Origin of the sequence: Robbsia betulipollinis (assembly GCF_026624755.1) — a bacterium.
GTDB classification, from domain to species: Bacteria; Pseudomonadota; Gammaproteobacteria; order Burkholderiales; family Burkholderiaceae; genus Robbsia; species Robbsia betulipollinis.
Genome location: NZ_JAPMXC010000001.1, coordinates 2,646,916 through 2,666,914, shown reverse-complemented (window position 1 = coordinate 2,666,914; position 19,999 = coordinate 2,646,916). Strand labels below are relative to the sequence as shown.

Below are 19,999 nucleotides of genomic sequence, written 5' to 3'. Positions count from 1 at the left end.
GAAAAAGGAGTCGTTTCATTCAGCGAAAATAAAGGGATGGAAAAACACACCCCGATGATGCAGCAATACCTCGGCATCAAGGCGGCGCACCCGCACACGCTCGTGTTCTACCGGATGGGTGACTTCTACGAGCTGTTCTACGACGATGCCGAGAAAGCCGCCCGGCTGCTGGACCTGACGCTGACCCAGCGCGGCGCCTCCAACGGCGTACCGATCCGCATGGCGGGGATCCCGCATCATGCGTCCGAGCAATACCTGGCCAAGCTCGTGGCGATGGGCGAATCGGTGGCGATCTGCGAACAGATCGGCGACCCGGCGACCTCGAAAGGCCCGGTGGAACGCAAGGTGGTGCGGGTCGTCACGCCCGGCACGCTGACCGATGCGGCCCTGCTCGCCGACAAGCGCGATGCCTATCTGCTCGCGGTGTCCTTCGTCCCGGCCAAACGCGGCGCGGCGGCGCTGGTGGGACTGGCATGGCTGAATCTGGCCAGCGGCGGCCTGCGGCTCGCGGAGACGACGCCGGCGGCGCTCGCCACGCTGCTGGAGCGCATCCGCCCGGCCGAGACGCTGATCGCCGACGGCGCCACGCCCGCCGAGTGGACGTCCGGCGGCGCGGGGGCGCTGACGCGCGTCCCGGTCTGGCATTTCGACGCGCCGGGCGGCCATGAACGGCTCTGCCAGCAATTGGGCGTGCAGACGCTGGACGGTTTCGGCGGTCAGGGGCTGAGCGCGGCGTGCGGCGCGGCCGGCGCGCTGCTGATCTACGCGGCGGCGACGCAGGGCCGGCAACTGACGCATATCCAGAGTCTGAAGGTGGAGCGCGAGTCCGAATATATCGGCCTGGATCCGGCGACCCGGCGCAATCTCGAACTCACGGAAACGCTGCGCGGCACCGATGCGCCGACGCTGATGTCGCTCCTCGACAGTTGCTGTTCGTCGATGGGCAGCCGGCTGTTGCGCCACTGGCTGCATCACGCGCCGCGCGATGCGGACGTCGCGCGCGCGCGGCACCAGGCGATCGGCGCGCTGCTCGCCGACGATCCACGCGGCGGCGGCATCGCGCCGCTGCGCCAGACGCTGTCGCGCATCGCCGACGTGGAACGCATCAGTGGACGCATCGCGCTGCAAAGCGCGCGCCCGCGCGACCTGTCGAGTCTGCGCGATACCTTCGCGGCGCTGCCGCGCCTGCAGGCGGAGCTGGCGACGCTAACAGGCGATGCGTCCGTTCTGGTGACGCTGCACGCGGCGCTGACGCCGCCGGACGAGACGCTCGCGCTGCTGCGCGAGACCATCGCCGACGAGCCCGCGGCGATGGTGCGCGATGGCGGCGTGATCGCCCGCGGCTACGATGCGCAACTCGACGAATTGCGCGATATCTCGGAAAACTGCTCGCAGTTCCTGATCGATCTGGAGACGCGCGAGCGCGCGCGTACCGGTATCGCGAACCTGCGCGTCGAGTACAACCGCGTGCACGGCTTCTATATCGAGGTCACGCGCGGCCAGACCGACAAGGTGCCGGACGATTACCGGCGCCGGCAGACGCTGAAGAACGCCGAGCGCTACATCACGCCGGAACTGAAAAGTTTCGAGGACAAGGCGCTGTCGGCGCAGGACCGGGCGCTGGCACGCGAGCGGCTGCTGTATGACGGCGTGCTGCAGACGCTGCTGGCGCATATCGGGCCGTGCCAGCGGGTGGCGGCGGCGCTCGCGCAACTGGACGTGCTCGCGGCCTTCGCCGAACGTGCGACCGCGCTCGACTGGAACGCGCCGCAACTGGTCGCGGACGAAGGGATCGAGATCGAGGCGGGCCGTCATCCGGTGGTGGAGGCGCAGATCGCGCATTTCACGGCAAACGACTGCCGCTTCCACGACGAGCGGCGCATGCTGCTGGTGACCGGCCCGAACATGGGCGGCAAGTCGACCTTCATGCGGCAGACGGCGCTGATCGTGCTGCTCGCCTACGTGGGCAGCTACGTACCGGCGCGCCGGGCGCGGATCGGTCCCATCGACCGGATTTTCACGCGCATCGGCGCGGCCGACGATCTGGCGGGCGGGCGCTCGACCTTCATGGTGGAGATGACCGAGGCGGCGGCGATCCTCAACGAGGCGTCGGCGCGCAGTCTCGTGCTGATGGACGAGATCGGCCGCGGGACGTCGACCTTCGACGGCCTCGCGCTCGCCTGGGCGATCGCCCGGCACCTGCTGGCCCACAACCGCTGTTTCACGCTGTTCGCCACGCATTATTTCGAGTTGACGCAGTTGCCGGAGAGTTTCCCGCAAGCGGCCAACGTGCACCTGAGCGCGGTCGAACACGGCAAGGGCATCGTGTTTCTGCACGCGGTCGACGACGGTCCGGCGAGCCAGAGCTATGGCTTGCAGGTCGCCCAGCTCGCCGGCGTGCCGGGTGCGGTGATCCGCGCCGCGCGCAAACATCTCGTGCTGCTGGAACGTCAATCCCTGGGTCATCCCACGCCGCAACTCGATTTGTTCGCCCCGGACGAGGCGACGACCGATGCGTCGTTCGACGACCCGGCGCCCCCGGATGGGCCCGATTCGGCCGTTCCGGAGGATGGCGACGCGCTGGCGCATGACGGCATGAATTCCTCTGCGACCGCGAGCGTGCCGGTGGCCGGCATGCCGCCGGCGGAACATGCGGCGCTGGCCCGGCGTCTGGCGCAGATCGACCCCGACGAGTTGCGTCCGAAGGAAGCGCTGGATGTGCTCTACGAGCTGCGCGCGATCCTGTATCCACGCCGCGCGGACGGCGACCCGGACCGGTGATCGCCATGCCGGGATGCCGCGCCCGCTCCCGCACGCCGTCACGGCGGCGCATGCTGGCGCTGGGCCTGTCCCTGGCGGTGCTGCTGGCCGCGTCGATGCCCGCCACACGGGCGTGCGCCGCGACGACAGCACGCGAAGCGGGCGCCGCCGAGCACGCGCTGTCCTTCGCGGTGGTGGCGGACCTGCCACAGGCGGCCAGCGAGGTGGCGCAGGCCGGCGCGCTGCTCGACTGGGTGGGAAAGCACGGCAAGGTGGCCTTCGTCGTGCATCTCGGCAATCTGAAAAACCGCGACGAGCCGTGCAGCGATGCGCTGTTCGCCGCGCGCCGCGCGCTGCTCGACAGCAGTCCCGTGCCCCTGATCTACCTGCCCGGAGAGAACGACTGGATCGCCTGCGCCCGTCCCGCGGCCGGCGGCGCGGATCCGCTCGAACGGCTCGACGCGCTGCGCGAGACGCTCCTGGGCGGCACGTCGAGTCTCGGACACCCTCCCCTGACCCTGACGCGTCAGTCGGAAATGGCAGCCTTTCATCCATACCGGGAAAATGTGCGCTGGAGCGCGGCGGGCGTGCTGTTCGTCACGCTGGACGTCCCCGCCGACAACAACCATTTCCGCGACGGCGGCGGACGCAACGGCGAATTCGAGGACAGGGAGGTGGCAAACCGCGCGTGGATCGCCCGTTCGACGATCGATGCGCAACGCCGCCATGCCCGCGCGCTGGTGTTTCTGTTCCAGGGCAATCCGCGCACCGCGCGCGAGCGCCGCGCGCCGATGGCGTGGTGGTTCCAGCAACGGCGGCAACGCGACGGCTTCGCAGCCTTGCGTCGCGACCTGACGGCCGCGGCGCGCAGTTTCGAGGGACCGGTTCTGGTGGTTCACGCCGGCGGCGAACATGCGCTCACCGTCGAATCCAGCGTGCTGACCCGCGAAGGGACGGAAATCCGCAATCTCGGCAGAGTCGAATTCGACATCCGCTCTCATCCTGCCCACTGGATCAGGATCAGTGTCGATACCGGCAGGCCAGTATTCCACGCGACCCTGGAACGTCTGCCGCCCGTGCCACCCACCGGCAGTCAGCCGGGCGCGGTGCCCCCTGCCCCGGCGAGCTTTCCGGGGACGGCGGATCCGGCCTTCGGGGATATCGCGACACCCACCCTGCTGCCGCTCCCGCCCCTGGGACCCGCGGGCGTGGCCGAGCCCGCGCGTGCGGCTTCGGCGCAGTGAAAACGCCGCGCCAAAGCTGAATCAGTGCAACGTCGGCGGCGAACCGGCGTCTTCTTCGTCCTCTTCATCCTCGTCGACCACTTCCAGCCCATCCAGCCCGTGCGCGTGTTCGTGCTCGATCTCGTCGGGCGTCGCTTCCCGCACCTCGGTGACCGTCAACGCGAAGCGCAACGCCATGCCGGCCAGCGGGTGATTGCCATCCAGAACCACCTTGTCGTCGGCCAGATCCGTAACGGTGTAGACGAGGGCATCGAGCGAATCGTCGGCTTCGTCGGGCGTGCCTTCGAACTGCATGCCCACTTCCAGCGGCTCGGGGAAGCGGTCGCGCGCCTCGATCTTGACCAGTTCCGGGTCGTAGTCGCCGAACGCGTCCGACGGCTCAAGCTGGATCTGCGTCTTGAAGCCGTCTTCCTGGCCATCGAGGGCTTCCTCGATCTTCGGGAAAGTGCCCTCGTAACCGCCATGCAGATACACCAGCGGCTCGTCGCTTTCCTCGATCATGTTGCCCTGTGCGTCAGAAAGCGTGTACGCGAGCGCGACAACGGTGTTCTTCGCGATTTTCATTCGGTTCTCCCATCTCAAACCCCATTATACGATGCCCGCCGGCCACGGATCGGCTTCCCCGCAGGCGCCGGCTTCCGGTATCGCCGCGAACATGCGACCATGGCGCCGGGCCCATGCGTCGGCCGCCGGAACCCACGGCGTTCGGCGCCGTCCGCCCTACCGCCCAATCCATTCCGCTTCCACCCCGCATACCATGTCAGACAGGCTATCCGCCGCTTCCTCCTCTCCGCGTGCCCGCGCCACCGCGCGGCGCACGGCGCTGCGTCGCCCCACGACACTGTTGGGCGGCCTCAGCCCCCAGACCTTCATGACGGAGTACTGGCAGAAGGCGCCGCTGCTGATCCGCCAGGCCGCGCCGGAGTATATCGACCGCTTTCCGGTGGACGATCTCTTCGAGCTTGCCGGCGACGACGACGTCGAATCGCGCCTGGTCACCCGCACGCGCGGACGCTGGAAACTCAGGCGTGGCCCGTTCGCCGACGATGCACGAGCCGCCCTGCCGCCACGCGACTGGAGCCTGCTCGTGCAGGGCGTGAATCTCTACGACGACGACGCGGCGGCCCTGCTCGAGCGTTTTCGCTTCATCCCCGACGCGCGCCTCGACGATCTGATGATCAGCTATGCGCCGGACGGCGGTGGCGTCGGCCCGCATTTCGATTCCTACGATGTCTTCCTGCTGCAAACGCATGGCCGCCGCCGCTGGCGCATCAGCCAGCAACGCGATCTGTCGCTCGACCCCCGCCAGCCGATGAAGATCCTGAGCCGCTTCGTCGCGGAACAGGAATGGATCCTCGAGCCAGGCGACATGCTGTACCTGCCGCCGCACGTCGCGCACGAGGGCGTCGCGCTGGGCGACTGCATCACCTGTTCGATCGGTTTTCGCGCCCCCTCGGAAACCGAGCTGCTCTCGCAATTCCTGCAACGCATGGCAGAGCGGATCGGCGCAAATGAAGCGGCACCCGTGCGCTATCAGGATCCCGAACAGGATGCGGTGGCGTGTCCCGCCGCGCTGCCGCCCCGCCTCGTCGCCGCCACCCTGAGCCTCGTCGAGTCGCGCCGCTGGGGTGTGGACGACGTGCAGCGCTTCCTCGGAAGCTATCTGAGCGAACCCAAGGCGAACGTGTATTTCGATCCGTCACCCCGTGCGACGCGGCGGGAGACCTTCGTGCGCAGGTGTCAGGCACGCAGTTTGCATCTCGACCCCCGCACGCAGATGCTTTACGATGAACATCGGCTCTATATCAATGGCGAACCGTTCGACGTGGCGTCACCGCGCAGCCGCAAAGTGCTTTTCGGTATGGCCGACGAGCGTTCGTTGGAACCGGTAGATTTTGTAACACTCTCTAACGATTCTTCGATAGTATCCGCGTTGTTCGAATGGTATCTTGCGGGCTGGATCGACCTCGTATGAGTGTTATTGTCAATGATTGCGCATCACTTTCCGAGAGAGACGCAGGCAGCGACAAAAAATACAACGTAGCGATACGTTTACGGAGTCGACGGTCCTACGGAAAATGCATATAATTTTGCGCAAGGCAGTCGGTGGCGGTGATCGGACGAAAGCGGCACGGTTCGCTCCCGCCTTCGCCGCCAACAAAAACGGTTGTTTCGCGCTGTTGCTTACTCTTCACCTATAAAAGGGACGTGATCATGAACAAGACTCTCATCGTTGCTGGTACGCTGGCACTGGCTCTGGCACTCGGCGCATGCGGCAAGAAAGACGACACGAGCAGCTCGGCCGCCGCAAGCGACGCAGCAGCTTCGTCGTCGATGGCAGCATCGGATGCAGGCGCAGCAGCTTCGAGCGCATCGGCAGCGGCGAGCGATGCAGCAGCATCGGCAGCTGACGCTTCGTCGGCAGCAGCAGCAGCTTCGGACACGGCTGCTTCGGCCGCTGTCGCTGCTTCGGGCGCCAGCCAGTAAGCTGTAACGCGTTAAGAAAAACCGGCCTGCGGGCCGGTTTTTTTATGTCCGGTCGCCGGACGCGGCCAAGGCTCGCACCGTCGCCGGCACGGAGCGTTCACACGCTCAACCAGTCGAAGCCCTCCTCCTGGCCCGCGACGATCACCTCGTCCGTCCGGCTCCCCAACGTGGCGGCGATCGCCTGCTGCGCGAGCGCGGACTGGTTGTTCTCCCGGCTCAGATGGGCAACGACGATATGCTGCAGGCGGGGAATGTCGAGTTCGCCTAGGAGCAGCGCGGCGGCATCGTTGGCGAGGTGTCCATGGCTGCCGGCGATACGTGCCTTCAGGGAAGCGTGGTAGCGGCTGTTGGCCAGCATCTCGCGGTCGTGATTGCATTCGAGGACGAGTGCGTCGCAGTCGGCAAGCGTCGCGACGATGTGCGCGGTGCCGCATCCCACGTCGGTCAGGACGCCCAGCTTTTGCGCGCCTGACGAGAAAACGAACTGCAACGGTTCGCGGGCGTCGTGCGGCACCGTGTAAGGCAGGATCTCGAGATCGCCCACGGCGAAGGCCGTGGCGCTCTCGCATACGCGCAGATCGATGCCTGTCGCATCCGCACCCACGGCGCGCGCGGTACCCCAGCTCATGTGCAGGGGCAGTGCGAATTTACGTGCCAGCGTGAGCGCGCCGCCGATATGGTCGGTGTGCTCGTGGGTAATCAGGATGGCATCCAGGTCTTCGACCCGCAGGGATAGGCGTTCGAGCCGCCGCCGCACCTCGCGCGCCGAAAACCCGCAGTCCAGCAGCACCCGCGTGGTCGTCGTGCCGTCGGCGACTTCGACGACCATCGCGTTGCCGTCGCTGCCGCTCCCCAGGCTGGCAAACCGCATCACCGGGGCCGGATCAGCTCAACTGCGCCTGCAACAGCGACAGAAGATGCCGTGCCTGCTTCGAATCGTCGACCTGGCCGTTGCCGTCCACCACCGCAACCTGCGTGCCGCCATTGCTCGCGGTGCGCACGCTCACGCGATACGGTTGACCGCGCGGCGCGCTGCCGGGCTTGCGGCCGAAGAGCTTGCCGAGGAAACCCTGGTGGTCGTTGTCCTTGACCGGATCGGCGTAGCGCACGACGAACATGCCTTGCGGCCGGTCGCGCTCGTCGACGACGAAATTGCTGCGGTCCAGCGCCAGGCCGACGCGCAGCCAGGCGCGCTCCAGCGGTTCGTTGACGATGATGACCGGGGCGCCGCTGCTCTCGTCCACCCGCGCGACACGCTCCACCGCCGGCCGCGCCTGCACGATCAGTTGCTTGGCCTGGGCGTTCGTCAGACCGAACTTTTCCATCAGGCGGCCCATGAAGGCGAGTTCGAGGTTCGGGTCACGCGGCCGGTCGGCCCAGCGTGTCGTTTCCTGATACCGGCCGACCGACTCCTCCTCCATGCCCTGATGCGTGATGAAGATCGCGGTGGAACCATCGGCTGCATGCTCCACACGGGTGCGGAACCGGTCGCGCGTACCCGACGAGTAGATGCCGTCGACCAGCTTGCCGAACGTCTTGCGGAACCAGTCCTGGGGAATCTTCGCGCGGTTCTCTGCCCAATCCGTCTGCATGACGCCGGTAGACGGGGAGTCGGTCGTGATGATGAACCCGTTCGCCGCCCAGAACGCCTTGAGTTCCGGCCACAATTCTTCCGGGGAGCGGCCGTCGACCACCAGCCAATGCTGGTCGCGGTCTTCGGCGACATGCATGCCCAGGGGATCGCTCGCCGTCGGCAGGCCGAGGGTGCGCGCACCGTCCTGGGTGATGCTCAACTGGGGTGCATTGCCATTGAGCACCGTCGCCGGGGGCGCGACGTATTTCGGATCCGTCGGTGGCTTGGTCAGGTCCTGCGGCACTTGCAGGGTGGGCGCGGCGCTGGCCTGCTGATAATTGATCCGGTCGCCGGCGAGCATGTCGCTCCACCCGCTACATCCGGCCAACGTGGACAGCACTGTGGCAGCGATTGCTCCCGTGACGGGAATGCGGCGTGATAAGCGTTTCATGAAGTCCTTCGAAAACAAATCGGAAAGTCAGGGGGTTCAGTGCAGGCCCGCGTCGCGCAATGCCGCGTCGAGGACGTCGTGGAACCCGGCGTGCAACGGCGTCAGCGGCAGACGGATGCCGCTCCCGATCCTGCCCAGACGCGCCAGCGCCCACTTCACCGGGATCGGGTTGGCCTCGACGAACAGCGCGCGGTGCAGCGACAGCAGTTTCAGGTGCAGCGTGCGCGCGGTGGCCAGGTCGCCCCGCATCGCCGCGGCGCACAGGTCGTGCATCGCGCGCGGCGCGACGTTCGCGGTGACGGAGATATTGCCGTGCCCACCGAGCAGCATCAGTGCGACAGCGCTCAGATCGTCGCCGCTGAACACCGAGAATCCGGCGGGTGCGTCGCGCAGCAGGCCCGCGCCGCGATCGAAATTGCCGGTGGCGTCCTTGACCCCGACGATGCCCGGCACCGCAGCCAGACGCAGGATCGTCTCGTTGCCCATGTCCGCCACGGTGCGACCCGGAACGTTGTAGAGAATCACCGGCAGGTCGACCTTCTCGGCGATCGTCGCGAAGTGGCGGTACATGCCCTCCTGCGTCGGCCGGTTGTAATACGGCACCACCTGCAACGTCGCATCGGCGCCCAGTGCTTTCGCCCGAGTGGTCAGTTCGACCGCCTCGGCCGTCGAATTGCCGCCCGCGCCTGCTATGACGGGAATCCGTTTGTCGACGTGCTCGACCGCGGTCTGGATCAGCCGCAGGTGCTCCTCGACCGGCAGGGTCGGCGACTCGCCGGTGGTACCGACGATCACGATGCCGTCGGTGCCTTCGGCGATGTGCCAGTCCAGCAGCGCGCGTAGCGCGGCCAGATCCAGGCTGCCGTCTTCGTGCATCGGCGTGACGAGCGCGACGAGACTGCCGCGAATGGGAGAGGCGATTGTCATGGACACGATGGGGGTCGGTTCTCGGTAATTCGCGATTGTAACGGATTCCGGTGCGCGGACCTATGGGGGAAGATCTGAGGCCGCGCCCACGCGGTTACGGTTTCTTTCGCCGGCGCCGTACGCAGGGGCGACGCGGACCCGCCCTGATTCAGCGGACCAGCGCGATCAGCGGCAACAGCAGCACGCTGATCGCGCTATAGGCCAGGTCCATCAGGGGCGTGAGCCAGAAACGTCCGAGCAGCCCGGTCAGCACCAGCGCCATGACGATGAAGAACCCGTACGGTTCGAGCCGCGCGAGTGCGCGCGATTGCCGCGGCGGCAGCACGCACAACAGCATGCGCCCGCCGTCCAGCGGCGGCAGCGGGAACAGGTTGAACACGCACATCACGAGATTCACCAGCAGGCCCGCCGCGGCCATGCGCAGGAAAAAAGGCTCGGTGACGTTGCCCAGCCGCAGCAGCACGGAGACCACGCCCCACAGCAGGGCCTGAACGAAATTGCACCCGGGGCCGGCCAGCGACACCAGCAGCGCGTGCCAGCGCGGATTGCGCAGCTTGCCGAAGTCCACCGGCACCGGTTTCGCATAACCGAAAAGAAAGGCGCCGCCGGTCGCGAAATACAGGACCAGGGGCATCAGCAACGTCCCGACGGGGTCGATATGCCGGGCGGGGTTCATGCTCACGCGGCCCAGCAGCAGCGCCGTGTTGTCGCCGAAACGCTGGGCGACGTAACCGTGGGCGGCCTCGTGGAGGGTGATGGCGAACAACACCGGGAGGGCGTAGACCGCGACGGTCTGGATAAGCGATTCGATCATGGTGCGGCATTGTAGCAAGACGCCGGGCCGTCCCAGGCGTCAATGCGCGGACGAAGCGCGGCCGCTGCATCGCGAACGCACCACACATGCATCGCACGCCCGCGATGCGCGCGGGCTATTCCTCGTCCGACAGCCCGAACGGTACCAGCGATCCCCGGCCGCGGCGCACCAGCACCGGCTCCGGACCCGTGAGGTCGACGACCGTCGACGGCTCGGCCGGGCAAGGCCCCCCGTCGATGACCAGGTCCACCACCTTTTCCAGACGCACGCGGATCGCGTCCGCTTCGTTCAGCGGCACGGTATCGGGCGGCAGGATGAGGGTCGAGGCGATCAAGGCCTGGCCCAGCCCTTCCAGCAGCGCGAGGGTCAGCGCATGATCCGGCACGCGCAGGCCGATGGTCTTGCGCGAAGGATGCGAGAGACGCCGCGGCACCTCCTTGCTCGCATCGAGGACGAAGACATACGGGCCGGGCGTGACGGCTTTCAGCAACCGGTACTGGCGGTTGTCGACGACTGCGAAATTCGCCAGCTCGGACAGGTCGCGCACCAGCAGCGACAGCAATTGCCGCTCGTCGAGGCCGCGGATGCGGCGCAGGCGTTCCACCGCGGCGCGGTCGTCGAGATGGCAGGCGAGCGCGTAGCTGGAATCGGTCGGCAACGCGACGATGCCGCCGGCGTTGATGATCTCCACGGCCTGCTTGATCAGACGCGGCTGCGGGTTGTCGGGATGAATGCGAAAAAACTGTGCCATCTGTGTCCGCGATTCCTTACCAGTCCTGCCATACCGGCACCAGGCCCGCCGGCAGCGGCGGCAGCGTGCCGGGCGCGTGCCGGCCCTCGCCCAGACCATGGAAATCCGAGCCGCGCGACGCGCGGAACCCGTAGCGCTGCGCCACGTGCGCGTATTGCGTGTACTGGTCGGGCGTATGGCTGCCCGTCACGACCTCGATCGCCGTGCCGCCCCGCTCCTTGAACTCGTCGAACAGGGCGCCGAATTCGGTCGGCGTGAAGCCGTACCGCCCGGGGTGCGCGACGATGGCCGTGCCGCCAGCGGCATGGATCCAGTCCATCGCGTCGCCCAGCGTCGCCCAGCGATGCGGCACGAAGCCGGGGCGGCCTTCGGCGAGGTAGCGGGTGAAGACGTCGCCCGTGGAGCGCGCCGCCCCGCTTTCCACGAGGAACCGCGCGAAGTGCGTGCGCGACACCATGTCGGGGTTCGACACGTACCGCATCGCGCCCTCGAACGCGCCCGGCACGCCGACTTCCGCCAGCCGCTCGCCGATCAGGCGCGCGCGCGCCAGGCGGCCGGAGCGGGTCCGTTCCAGACCGCCGACGAGGGTCGGATGCGCCGGATCGATCCGCAGACCGACGATGTGCACGGTGCGCGCGGCCCAGGTGACCGAAATTTCGACGCCGGCAACGTAGCGCATCCCGAGCGCAGCGGCGGCATCGCGTGCCGCGGCCTGGCCGTCGAGCTCGTCGTGGTCCGTCAGCGACCAGAGGTCGACCTTGCCCCGGGATGCGAGCGCGGCGACATCGGCCGGCGCGAGCATGCCGTCCGAGACGGTTGAGTGGCAGTGGAGATCGGCATTGAGCGTCATGTCCTCATTCTACCGTAATGACCGGCATGCGATGCGCGCTCAGGGCACGCCCGCGTCGCGCTGCAATGCATCCAGTTCGTCTTCGCCGAAGCCGGCCGCGCGTCGCGCCGGCAGGTTGAACGGCCCTTTCAGGCGAGGTGCGCGATAGTCGCGCGCGAGCACGGCGTAAAACGCCAGCGGGTCGTGACCGGCACGTTGGCACAGCCAGCGAAACCAGCGGTTGCCGATCGCCACATGCACGATCTCGTCGCGCAGGATGATGTCCAGGATGCCCGCGGCGACGGTATCGCCCGCCTGCGCGAGTTTCGCGCGAATCGGCGGCGCCGCGTCCAGCCCGCGGGCCTCGAGCGTGCGCGGCACCAGCGCCATGCGCGCCAGCACGTCGCCACGGGTGCGCACCGCCATGTCCCACAGTCCGTCGTGCGCGGGGTGCGCGCCATAGGCGCCGCCGAGCCGCTCCAGGTGATCGGCAAGCAGCGTGAAGTGGTAGCCCTCTTCCGCCGCCACCCGCCCCCAGTCCAGGTAATAGTCGAGCGGCAGCGCCGGAAACCGGGCGATCGCGTCGAGCGCCAGATTGATCGCGTTGAATTCGATATGGGCGATCGCGTGCAGCATCGCCACCCGGCCTTCCAGCGTCTGCACGCCGCGCCGGGACAGTTCGCGGGGCGCGACCAGCACGGGCCGCTCGGGACGTCCGGGCAGGTCGGGCAGCACGATGGGGCGGGCCGGATCGATTGCGCAGGCGCCGGCGCGCAGGCCGTCGTAGAGCCTGCGTGCGGCCTGTGCCTTGCGCCGCGGATCGGCTTCGCCAAGCGCGCACGCCGCAAGCAGGCGAGCCTCCGGAAGCGCGCCGTCGGGCGCGGGCGAACGCGACGGACCGGGCAAGCGGGAGGCGGAGGACGGTATCGGTAGCACGTGAGCGGCGTTCGGACGATAAGGGAGCGCAGCGGCGCATGGGGACGCAGGCGCTCATGCGATGGACGGGTTGCGGCGGCGCGGCCGAGGCACGGCGGCCGACAGCGGCGCGGCGCACGTTACAATCGGTTATTTACGGCCCGATAGCGGGACTGTCGCGCGGGTTCCGGCGGTCGTGGCGCCAGGCGCTCGCGCCGCCGCGCGCGGCTTGCAGCGTCGGGTCGCACCGCATCGAGCATACGCGAACACGGCGAACACAACGAACACGGCGAACACGGCGAACGCAGTGACCGGCCCGGCCGGAAGCTCTTTATTTTAGGCCATTTACCCCCATATCGGCTGGAGCGCGCCACGTGCCGGCTTCACCCCGGCCCGCGGTATTCGCGCCTTCGGCGCAACAGGAAACGACATGACGATTTACCGCCTCGGCGAGCATGTGCCCACCATCGACGAAACGGCATTCGTCGCGCCCGATGCCACGCTGATCGGCCAGGTGGTTCTCGAAGCCGGTGCCAGCGTCTGGCCGGGCGCGGTGCTGCGGGGCGATAACGAGGTCATCGTGGTGGGCGCGGGCAGCAATGTCCAGGACGGCGCGATCCTGCATACCGACGCGGGCTATCCGATGCATATCGCGCCGGGCGTGACGATCGGGCATCAGGCGATGCTGCACGGCTGCACGATCGGGCGCAACGCGATGATCGGCATCCAGGCGATTCTGCTCAACGGCGCGGTCATCGACGAAAACACGCTGGTGGGCGCAGGTGCCGTCGTCACCGAAGGCAAGCGCTTCGGCCCGGGCGTGCTGGTGCTGGGAGCGCCCGCCCGAGTCGCGCGCGAGCTGACCGCGCAGGACATCGCGGCATTGCGACGCAATGCGCAGCATTACGTCGAGCGCTGCCGTTACTACAAGGAAAACCTGGTGCGCGTGGGATAAAACGCCGCGCCATCGCTAGATGGGCGTATGCCCTCCGAGGAAAATGTCGTGAACGACCAGTTGCAGAGATTCATGTTCAAAACCGCGCCCGTACGCGGCGAATTCGTTACGCTCCACCAGACCTGGCACGACGTGCTGTCGCGCCGCGACTACCCGGCGCCGGTGCGCGCGATGCTCGGCGAAATGATGGCCGCCGCCGCCCTGCTCTCGGCGAATCTGAAATTCGACGGCGCGCTGGTGATCCAGATCTACGGGGATGGCCCGCTGCGCATGCTGGTGGTCGAATGCCATGCGGACCTGACGATGCGGGCCACCGCGAAACTTTCCGTCGATGCCGCCGAGATCGCGCCTGACGCCAGCTTCACCGATCTGGTCAACACGAACGGTCAGGGACGCTGCGCGATCACGCTCGACCCGCGCGACAAGAAGCCCGGCCAGCAGCCCTATCAGGGCGTCGTGCCGCTCACCGATGAAACCGGCCCGATCCCGACGATCGCGAAAGTGCTCGAACACTACATGCATCGGTCCGAGCAACTCGATACGCGGCTGTGGCTGGCGGCGGACGCGCAGCGGGCGGTCGGCATGCTGCTGCAGAAGCTGCCGCTCACTGGCGGTCCGAATGCCACGCAAGGCACGACGGAAGTGGATGCCGATACCTGGGACCGCGTCTGCACGCTCGGGAGCACGCTGAACGCGCCCGAGATGCTGGGCGCCGACGCGGCGACGCTGCTGCACCGCCTGTTCTGGGAAGAGCCGCGCGAACCGATGGCCTCCGGAACGACGCGTTTCGCCTGCACCTGTTCGCGCGACAAGGTGGGTGGCATGCTGACGATGCTGGGGCGTGAGGAAGTCGAAAGCATTCTCGCGGAATCCGGCGAAGTCGAGGTGCATTGCGAGTTCTGCAACCAGCGCTATGTGTTCGATCCCGTCGACGCCGCGCAGCTTTTCGTCGGGGATGCCGCGCGTACCGTCGCCGCAGCGCCCGACCAACGCCACTGATATCGCAGCGCCGCTGCCAGGAAACCCCCATGACACCCGTCCTTGCCGCTATGCGTGCCACCTCTCGAACCGGGTCGCGCCTGCGCACCGCCGCCTTCGCGCTGACGGTGCTGGCGGGGTTGGCCGGCTGTGCGGCGCCGCCGCTCGCCCCGGACGGCACGATTCTGAGCCGTCTGCCTGCGGATGCGCCGGGCGCGGCGGCATCGTCCGCAATCGCGCCCCTGCCCGACGCGGACGAACAGGCACGGCGATACGACCAGATCGACCGGCAGGCGCTCCAGGATTCGGAAAACGCGATTCGCGCCGACGCCGCGGCGCGCGCCGCGAGCGCGCTTGCCGCACAGTCACCGCTGTATTACGGCGATGGTTACGGCGGCTATGGCTGGACGGGACCGGCGTTTTACGGCTGGGGTGGACCCGCGTTCTATTGCTGGGGAGGACCCGGATGGTATGGGTACGGATACGGGTACGGGCCGAGCGGGTACGGAGGCGGTTGGAGAGGACCGCGCTCCGGGGTATTCATCGGTCGGCGTTGGGGCCGGTAGCGCCCCGCGCCGCACGGGATTTCTCCGCGCCGGCCTTGTGCCGGGCCGCCGCGGCTTCCAGCCGCTTGGTCTCGGCGCGGCCATGCGCCGGCGGTTCGGGCACCACGCGCAGGGGTGCCGCCGATACCTGGCCGCGCGTGGACGGCAGATTGGAACTCAGCGACGGCAGCCGTGCCTGGTCCTGCGGCGAGACGAACTGAACGAACACTTCGTCGTTCTTGACCATGCCCAGTTCGTAGCGCGCCCGTTCCTCGATGGCCGCCGTGCCGTTCTGCAGGTCGTCCACTTCTCCGGCGATGCGATCGTTGCGCGCCTTGAGCTCGGTATTCGTGCGCAGCTGGTCGGAGAACTGCTGCTGCAGGTCATGAACGCGCAGCCATCCGCCCATTCCCCACCACAGGGGGTACTGGACGAACGCGAGCAAGGCAATCAGAACAAATGTAACAGGCCGCATAGGATCGAATTTGCCGCCGCAGCCCGCACCCGGCGGGGCGGCGGCATCGCAGGGCCTTATCGTGCGAGGTTATAGAAGGTCGATCGACCCGGGTAGCTGGCGATGTCGCCCAGATCTTCCTCGATGCGCAGCAGCTGGTTGTACTTCGCGATGCGATCGCTGCGGGACAGCGAACCGGTCTTGATCTGCCCGACGTTCAGTCCGACGGCGATGTCGGCGATCGTGGAATCCTCGGTTTCGCCCGAACGATGCGACACGACCGAGGTATAGCCGGCGCGCTTGGCCATCTCGATGGCCGCGAACGTCTCGGTCAGCGTGCCGATCTGATTGATCTTGATCAGGATCGAATTCGCGACGCCCTGGGCAATGCCTTCCTTCAGGATTTTCGTGTTCGTCACGAACAGATCGTCACCCACCAGCTGCAGCTTCTTGCCCAGCGTGTCCGTGTGGTATTTCCAGCCTTCCCAGTCGTTCTCCGCCATGCCGTCCTCGATCGAGACGATCGGGAACTTGCCGGCCAGCGTTTCCAGGTAGTGCGTGAATTCCTCCGACGACAGTTCCAGATTCTCGCCCGCCAGCCTGTAGCGGCCGTCCTTGTAGAACTCCGACGATGCGCAGTCGAGCGCCAGCAGGATATCCTCGCCAGGGCGGTAACCCGCCGCCTCGATTGCCTGGAGCACGGTCGACAGGCAGTCGTCGTTCGACGTGAAGTTCGGCGCGAAACCGCCTTCGTCGCCCACGGCGGTGCTGAAACCCCGGTCGGCCAGGATTTTCTTCAGCGAGTGGAAGACTTCCGTACCGGCGCGCAGCGCTTCGCGGAACGTCGACGGACCCACCGGCACGATCATGAATTCCTGGATGTCCAGGCTGTTGTTCGCGTGCGCGCCGCCGTTGATGATGTTCATCATCGGCACCGGCAACTGCATCGCGCCGGAACCGCCGAAATAGCGATACAGCGGCAGGCCGGCTTCCTCGGCGGCGGCCTTGGCGACCGCCATCGACACCGCAAGCATCGCGTTCGCGCCCAGGCGCGACTTGTTGTCGGTGCCGTCGAGCTCGATCAGGGTCTTGTCGAGGAAGGCCTGTTCGGCCGCGTCCAGTCCCAGAATCGCTTCCGAGATCTCGGTATTGAGATGCTCGACCGCCGTGAGCACCCCCTTGCCGAGATACCGGCGCGCGTCGCCGTCACGCAGTTCGATCGCCTCGCGCGAACCGGTGGACGCGCCCGAGGGGACCGCCGCGCGGCCCATCGTGCCCGACTCCAGCAACACGTCGCACTCGACGGTGGGATTGCCGCGCGAATCCAGAATCTCGCGGCCGATGATATCAACGATAGCACTCATAGTTTTCTCGAAATGACAAAATCCGTCGGGCATCCCGGCCGCCAAGCAATGCGACCCCGGCATGCGTTATTTTTGGCAAACTGATCAGGCGATTGGCCCCGCGCCCTGGCCGGGCACGCCGGCCCGGCGTGTGCGGCTTGCACGCTCTAGTTGAAGTCGTTCTCCAGGAACGGCTCGCGCTTGACCGCCTCGTCCAGCGTCTTCAACGTCTCCAGCAGGCGGCGCATCTGTCGCAACGGCACCGCGTTCGGACCATCCGACATCGCCTTCGACGGGTCCGGATGGGTTTCCATGAACAGGCCCGCCACGCCGGTCGCCACCGCGGCGCGCGACAGCACCGGCACGAACTCGCGCTGACCACCGGAACTCGTGCCCTGCCCGCCCGGCAACTGCACCGAGTGGGTGGCATCGAACACGACCGGCGCACCCGTTTCCCGCATGATCGCAAGAGAACGCATGTCCGACACGAGATTGTTGTAACCGAACGAAACACCGCGCTCGCACGCGAAGAAGCGATCCTCGGACAATCCCGCCTCGCGTGCCGCATCCCGCGCCTTGTCGATCACGTTCTTCATGTCATGCGGCGCGAGGAACTGGCCCTTCTTGATGTTCACCGGCTTGCCCGACTGCGCGACCGCCCGGATGAAATCCGTCTGCCGACACAGAAAGGCCGGCGTCTGCAGCACGTCGACGGCCGCCGCAACCTGCTCGATCTCGTCGATCGCGTGCACGTCGGTCAGCACCGGCACGCCCAGCTGGCGACGCACCTCGGACAGGATGCGCAGACCTTCGTCCATGCCCGGCCCGCGGAAGGTCTTGCCCGAACTGCGGTTCGCCTTGTCGTACGAAGACTTGTAGACGAACGGAATCTGCAGTTCGCGGCACAACTCGACCAGATGGCCCGCGGTGTCGATCGTCATCTGCTCGGACTCGACCACGCAGGTGCCGGCGATCAGGAAGAACGGCTTGTCGAGGCCGACGTCGTAATTACACAGCTTCACGAAGCATCTCCTGGGCACGCGACTGCTGACGGGCGAGCGCGGCGCGCACGAACGACGTGAAGAGCGGGTGACCGTCGCGCGGCGTCGACGTGAATTCCGGATGGAACTGGACGCCGACGAACCACGGGTGCAGATCGTCGCGCAGTTCCATCATCTCCGGCAGTTCCTCGGTCGGGGTGCGCGCGCTGATCACCATGCCCTTCTGTTCGAGCTGGGGCACGTAGCGGTTATTGACTTCATAGCGGTGACGATGCCGTTCGTTGACGTCGTCGCCATAGATGGTCTGCGCGCGCGTGCCCGGCTTGATCGCGCAACGCTGCGAACCCAGGCGCATCGTGCCGCCCAGATCCGACTGCTCGGTGCGCTTCTCGACGCGGCCGTCGCGGTCGTACCATTCGGTGATCAACGCGACGACCGGCGCGCCGGTCATCGGATCGAACTCCGTGCTGTTCGCGCCGTCGAGCCCGACGACATGCCGTGCGAATTCGATCACCGCCAGCTGCATGCCCAGGCAGATGCCGAGGTACGGCACCTTGGCCTCGCGCGCATAGCGGATCGCATCGATCTTGCCCTCGGTGCCCCGGCGTCCGAAGCCGCCCGGCACCAGCACGGCGTCGAGGTGCGCGAGCGCGCCCACGCCGTCCTTCTCGATTTCTTCGGAATCGATGTACTCGATGTTGACCCGCGTCGACGTGTGGATCGACGCGTGCTTGAGCGACTCGATCAGCGACTTGTACGACTCGGTCAGATCGACGTACTTGCCGACCATGCCGATGGTCACTTCGTTTTCGAACTTGCCGAGCGCATCCACCAGCCGCGCCCACATCGACAGGTCCGCCGGCTTCGGCGCGAGCTTCAATTCGTCGCAGATGAGCTGATCGAGGCCCTGATCGTTGAGCATCTGCGGGATCTTGTAGATGCTGTCGACGTCCCACACCGAGATCACGGCTTCCTGGTGGACGTTCGAGAACATCGAGATCTTCGCGCGCTCGTCGTCCGGAATCGGCCGGTCCGCGCGGCAGATCAGCGCGGTCGGCAGGATGCCGATCTCGCGCAGCTTCTGCACGCTGTGCTGCGTGGGCTTGGTCTTCAGCTCGCCCGCCGAACCGATCCACGGGACCAGGGTCAGGTGAACGAAGCACGCCTGGTTGCGCCCGAGGCGCAGGCTCATCTGGCGCGCTGCCTCGAGGAACGGCAGCGATTCGATGTCGCCGACGGTGCCGCCGATCTCGACGATCGCCACGTCGGGTTCGCCGCAGGTCGCGAGCCGCGCGCCGCGCTCGATGAAGGCCTGGATCTCGTTGGTGATGTGCGGAATGACCTGCACGGTCTTGCCGAGGTATTCCCCGCGGCGTTCCTTGCGCAGCACCGATTCGTAAATCTGGCCGGTCGTGAAGTTGTTCGCACGGCGCATCTTCGTGCTGATGAAGCGCTCGTAGTGACCGAGGTCGAGGTCGGTCTCCGCGCCGTCCTCGGTCACGAACACCTCACCGTGCTGGAAGGGGCTCATCGTGCCGGGATCGACGTTGATGTAGGGGTCAAGCTTGAGAAGAGTGACTTTGAGGCCGCGCGATTCGAGAATCGCGGCAAGGGACGCGGCGGAGATTCCTTTTCCGAGTGAGGAAACGACTCCGCCGGTGACGAACACATATTTGGTCATCGCAGGATTGCTCGCGGGAAAGCGGAATTATACCGTAGAAGCCGCACCGCACACGCGTCCCCCCGCGCGTTTTTTTACGCCGCGTCCGGTGCGGCGGATTTTCCCCTTCTCCACGGCGCGGCCGGCGTGCCCTGTGCGCGACCCGCGGGACCGTCTCGCGTTGCGGCGCACGGGGCGAAGATACGTGCGTTGCGCGGAAGCCGGCGCGCGCGGGCCGCGCCGGGACGATTAGAGTCCGTCAGAAGCCGTTCCCTCATCCCGCGCCGCGCCGCAGCGTGGTGATTCCCCGCA

Annotated in this window: 19 protein-coding genes; 7 read left to right on the top strand and 12 right to left on the bottom strand. The window is 67.0% G+C overall.

Going from position 1 to position 19,999, the window contains the following annotated elements:
• Nucleotides 1-36 precede the first annotated feature (36 nt).
• Together mutS and OVY01_RS11710 are read left to right on the top strand one after the other, a co-directional pair.
• A complete protein-coding gene (mutS, locus tag OVY01_RS11715; RefSeq protein WP_267847599.1) occupies nucleotides 37-2,781 on the top strand; it encodes a DNA mismatch repair protein MutS in 2,745 nt (914 codons plus the stop codon).
• 50 nt (nucleotides 2,782-2,831) lie between these two features.
• Nucleotides 2,832-4,004 (top strand): hypothetical protein, encoded by a 1,173-nt coding sequence (locus OVY01_RS11710; RefSeq protein WP_267847598.1) that lies wholly within the window; start codon nucleotides 2,832-2,834, stop codon nucleotides 4,002-4,004.
• A gap of 21 nt (nucleotides 4,005-4,025) precedes the next feature.
• Here the strand turns inward: OVY01_RS11710 and OVY01_RS11705 are convergent, their stop codons facing one another.
• Entirely contained in the window at nucleotides 4,026-4,568 is a 543-nt protein-coding gene (locus OVY01_RS11705) for an FKBP-type peptidyl-prolyl cis-trans isomerase (RefSeq protein WP_267847597.1), read from the bottom strand.
• 193 nt (nucleotides 4,569-4,761) lie between these two features.
• On the opposite strand from OVY01_RS11705, the gene OVY01_RS11700 reads away from it, so the two are divergent.
• Both OVY01_RS11700 and OVY01_RS11695 read left to right on the top strand, forming a co-directional pair.
• Nucleotides 4,762-5,979 (top strand): cupin domain-containing protein, encoded by a 1,218-nt coding sequence (locus OVY01_RS11700; RefSeq protein ID WP_267847596.1) that lies wholly within the window; start codon nucleotides 4,762-4,764, stop codon nucleotides 5,977-5,979.
• A 239-nt stretch (nucleotides 5,980-6,218) separates the two neighbouring features.
• Entirely contained in the window at nucleotides 6,219-6,491 is a 273-nt protein-coding gene (locus tag OVY01_RS11695) for a hypothetical protein (protein WP_267847595.1), read from the top strand.
• Between the two features lie 97 nt (nucleotides 6,492-6,588).
• Here the strand turns inward: OVY01_RS11695 and OVY01_RS11690 are convergent, their stop codons facing one another.
• The 7 genes from OVY01_RS11690 to OVY01_RS11660 form a co-directional block, all read right to left on the bottom strand.
• Nucleotides 6,589-7,362: an MBL fold metallo-hydrolase gene (locus OVY01_RS11690; RefSeq protein WP_267847594.1), complete on the bottom strand. Its 774-nt coding sequence runs from the start codon at nucleotides 7,360-7,362 to the stop codon at nucleotides 6,589-6,591.
• Nucleotides 7,363-7,375: 13 nt separating this feature from the next.
• Entirely contained in the window at nucleotides 7,376-8,515 is a 1,140-nt protein-coding gene (bamC, locus tag OVY01_RS11685) for an NlpB/DapX family lipoprotein (RefSeq protein WP_267847593.1), read from the bottom strand.
• Nucleotides 8,516-8,551: 36 nt separating this feature from the next.
• Entirely contained in the window at nucleotides 8,552-9,442 is an 891-nt protein-coding gene (dapA, locus tag OVY01_RS11680) for a 4-hydroxy-tetrahydrodipicolinate synthase (protein WP_267847592.1), read from the bottom strand.
• A gap of 148 nt (nucleotides 9,443-9,590) precedes the next feature.
• Complete coding sequence (locus tag OVY01_RS11675; RefSeq protein WP_267847591.1) at nucleotides 9,591-10,256, bottom strand: site-2 protease family protein; 666 nt, start codon at nucleotides 10,254-10,256, stop codon at nucleotides 9,591-9,593.
• A gap of 115 nt (nucleotides 10,257-10,371) precedes the next feature.
• Nucleotides 10,372-11,007 carry an L-threonylcarbamoyladenylate synthase gene (locus tag OVY01_RS11670; protein ID WP_267847590.1) on the bottom strand — a complete coding sequence of 212 codons (636 nt, stop codon included), beginning with the start codon at nucleotides 11,005-11,007 and terminating at the stop codon, nucleotides 10,372-10,374.
• A 16-nt stretch (nucleotides 11,008-11,023) separates the two neighbouring features.
• Entirely contained in the window at nucleotides 11,024-11,857 is an 834-nt protein-coding gene (locus OVY01_RS11665) for a 3',5'-nucleoside bisphosphate phosphatase (protein ID WP_267847589.1), read from the bottom strand.
• Nucleotides 11,858-11,896: 39 nt separating this feature from the next.
• Nucleotides 11,897-12,742, bottom strand: coding sequence for a ferritin-like domain-containing protein (locus tag OVY01_RS11660; protein ID WP_432422208.1), 846 nt, complete (start codon nucleotides 12,740-12,742; stop codon nucleotides 11,897-11,899).
• Between the two features lie 439 nt (nucleotides 12,743-13,181).
• Here OVY01_RS11660 and OVY01_RS11655 point away from each other — a divergent pair, with 439 nt between their 5' ends.
• The 3 genes from OVY01_RS11655 to OVY01_RS11645 are packed head-to-tail and all read left to right on the top strand — an operon-like array spanning nucleotide 13,182 to nucleotide 15,250.
• Complete coding sequence (locus OVY01_RS11655) at nucleotides 13,182-13,706, top strand: gamma carbonic anhydrase family protein (RefSeq protein WP_267847588.1); 525 nt, start codon at nucleotides 13,182-13,184, stop codon at nucleotides 13,704-13,706.
• Between the two features lie 48 nt (nucleotides 13,707-13,754).
• Complete coding sequence (gene hslO / locus OVY01_RS11650; RefSeq protein WP_267847587.1) at nucleotides 13,755-14,705, top strand: Hsp33 family molecular chaperone HslO; 951 nt, start codon at nucleotides 13,755-13,757, stop codon at nucleotides 14,703-14,705.
• 29 nt (nucleotides 14,706-14,734) lie between these two features.
• The gene (locus OVY01_RS11645) at nucleotides 14,735-15,250 is read left to right on the top strand and encodes a hypothetical protein (RefSeq protein WP_267847586.1); all 516 of its coding nucleotides are present in this window, start codon (nucleotides 14,735-14,737) and stop codon (nucleotides 15,248-15,250) included.
• Here OVY01_RS11645 and ftsB read toward each other — a convergent pair.
• The 4 genes from ftsB to pyrG all read right to left on the bottom strand — a co-directional run bounded on the left by ftsB (nucleotide 15,225) and on the right by pyrG (nucleotide 19,708).
• Nucleotides 15,225-15,704 carry a cell division protein FtsB gene (gene ftsB / locus OVY01_RS11640; RefSeq protein ID WP_267847585.1) on the bottom strand — a complete coding sequence of 160 codons (480 nt, stop codon included), beginning with the start codon at nucleotides 15,702-15,704 and terminating at the stop codon, nucleotides 15,225-15,227. The genes OVY01_RS11645 and ftsB overlap by 26 nt on opposite strands.
• A 56-nt stretch (nucleotides 15,705-15,760) precedes the next feature.
• Nucleotides 15,761-17,047, bottom strand: coding sequence for a phosphopyruvate hydratase (gene eno / locus OVY01_RS11635; RefSeq protein ID WP_267847584.1), 1,287 nt, complete (start codon nucleotides 17,045-17,047; stop codon nucleotides 15,761-15,763).
• Between the two features lie 146 nt (nucleotides 17,048-17,193).
• A complete protein-coding gene (gene kdsA, locus OVY01_RS11630; protein ID WP_267847583.1) occupies nucleotides 17,194-18,048 on the bottom strand; it encodes a 3-deoxy-8-phosphooctulonate synthase in 855 nt (284 codons plus the stop codon).
• Nucleotides 18,035-19,708: a CTP synthase gene (gene pyrG, locus OVY01_RS11625; protein WP_267847582.1), complete on the bottom strand. Its 1,674-nt coding sequence runs from the start codon at nucleotides 19,706-19,708 to the stop codon at nucleotides 18,035-18,037. The genes kdsA and pyrG overlap by 14 nt, the downstream gene beginning before the upstream one ends.
• Nucleotides 19,709-19,999: the final 291 nt, after the last annotated feature.

Coding starts and splice junctions, on each gene's coding strand:
- mutS (WP_267847599.1), top strand. CDS start 37: ATGGAAAAACACACCCCGATGATGCAGCAATACCTCGGCATCAAGGCG.
- OVY01_RS11710 (WP_267847598.1), top strand. CDS start 2,832: ATGCTGGCGCTGGGCCTGTCCCTGGCGGTGCTGCTGGCCGCGTCGATG.
- OVY01_RS11705 (WP_267847597.1), bottom strand. CDS start 4,568: ATGAAAATCGCGAAGAACACCGTTGTCGCGCTCGCGTACACGCTTTCT.
- OVY01_RS11700 (WP_267847596.1), top strand. CDS start 4,762: ATGTCAGACAGGCTATCCGCCGCTTCCTCCTCTCCGCGTGCCCGCGCC.
- OVY01_RS11695 (WP_267847595.1), top strand. CDS start 6,219: ATGAACAAGACTCTCATCGTTGCTGGTACGCTGGCACTGGCTCTGGCA.
- OVY01_RS11690 (WP_267847594.1), bottom strand. CDS start 7,362: ATGCGGTTTGCCAGCCTGGGGAGCGGCAGCGACGGCAACGCGATGGTC.
- bamC (WP_267847593.1), bottom strand. CDS start 8,515: ATGAAACGCTTATCACGCCGCATTCCCGTCACGGGAGCAATCGCTGCC.
- dapA (WP_267847592.1), bottom strand. CDS start 9,442: ATGACAATCGCCTCTCCCATTCGCGGCAGTCTCGTCGCGCTCGTCACG.
- OVY01_RS11675 (WP_267847591.1), bottom strand. CDS start 10,256: ATGATCGAATCGCTTATCCAGACCGTCGCGGTCTACGCCCTCCCGGTG.
- OVY01_RS11670 (WP_267847590.1), bottom strand. CDS start 11,007: ATGGCACAGTTTTTTCGCATTCATCCCGACAACCCGCAGCCGCGTCTG.
- OVY01_RS11665 (WP_267847589.1), bottom strand. CDS start 11,857: ATGACGCTCAATGCCGATCTCCACTGCCACTCAACCGTCTCGGACGGC.
- OVY01_RS11655 (WP_267847588.1), top strand. CDS start 13,182: ATGACGATTTACCGCCTCGGCGAGCATGTGCCCACCATCGACGAAACG.
- OVY01_RS11645 (WP_267847586.1), top strand. CDS start 14,735: ATGACACCCGTCCTTGCCGCTATGCGTGCCACCTCTCGAACCGGGTCG.
- ftsB (WP_267847585.1), bottom strand. CDS start 15,704: ATGCGGCCTGTTACATTTGTTCTGATTGCCTTGCTCGCGTTCGTCCAG.
- eno (WP_267847584.1), bottom strand. CDS start 17,047: ATGAGTGCTATCGTTGATATCATCGGCCGCGAGATTCTGGATTCGCGC.
- pyrG (WP_267847582.1), bottom strand. CDS start 19,708: ATGACCAAATATGTGTTCGTCACCGGCGGAGTCGTTTCCTCACTCGGA.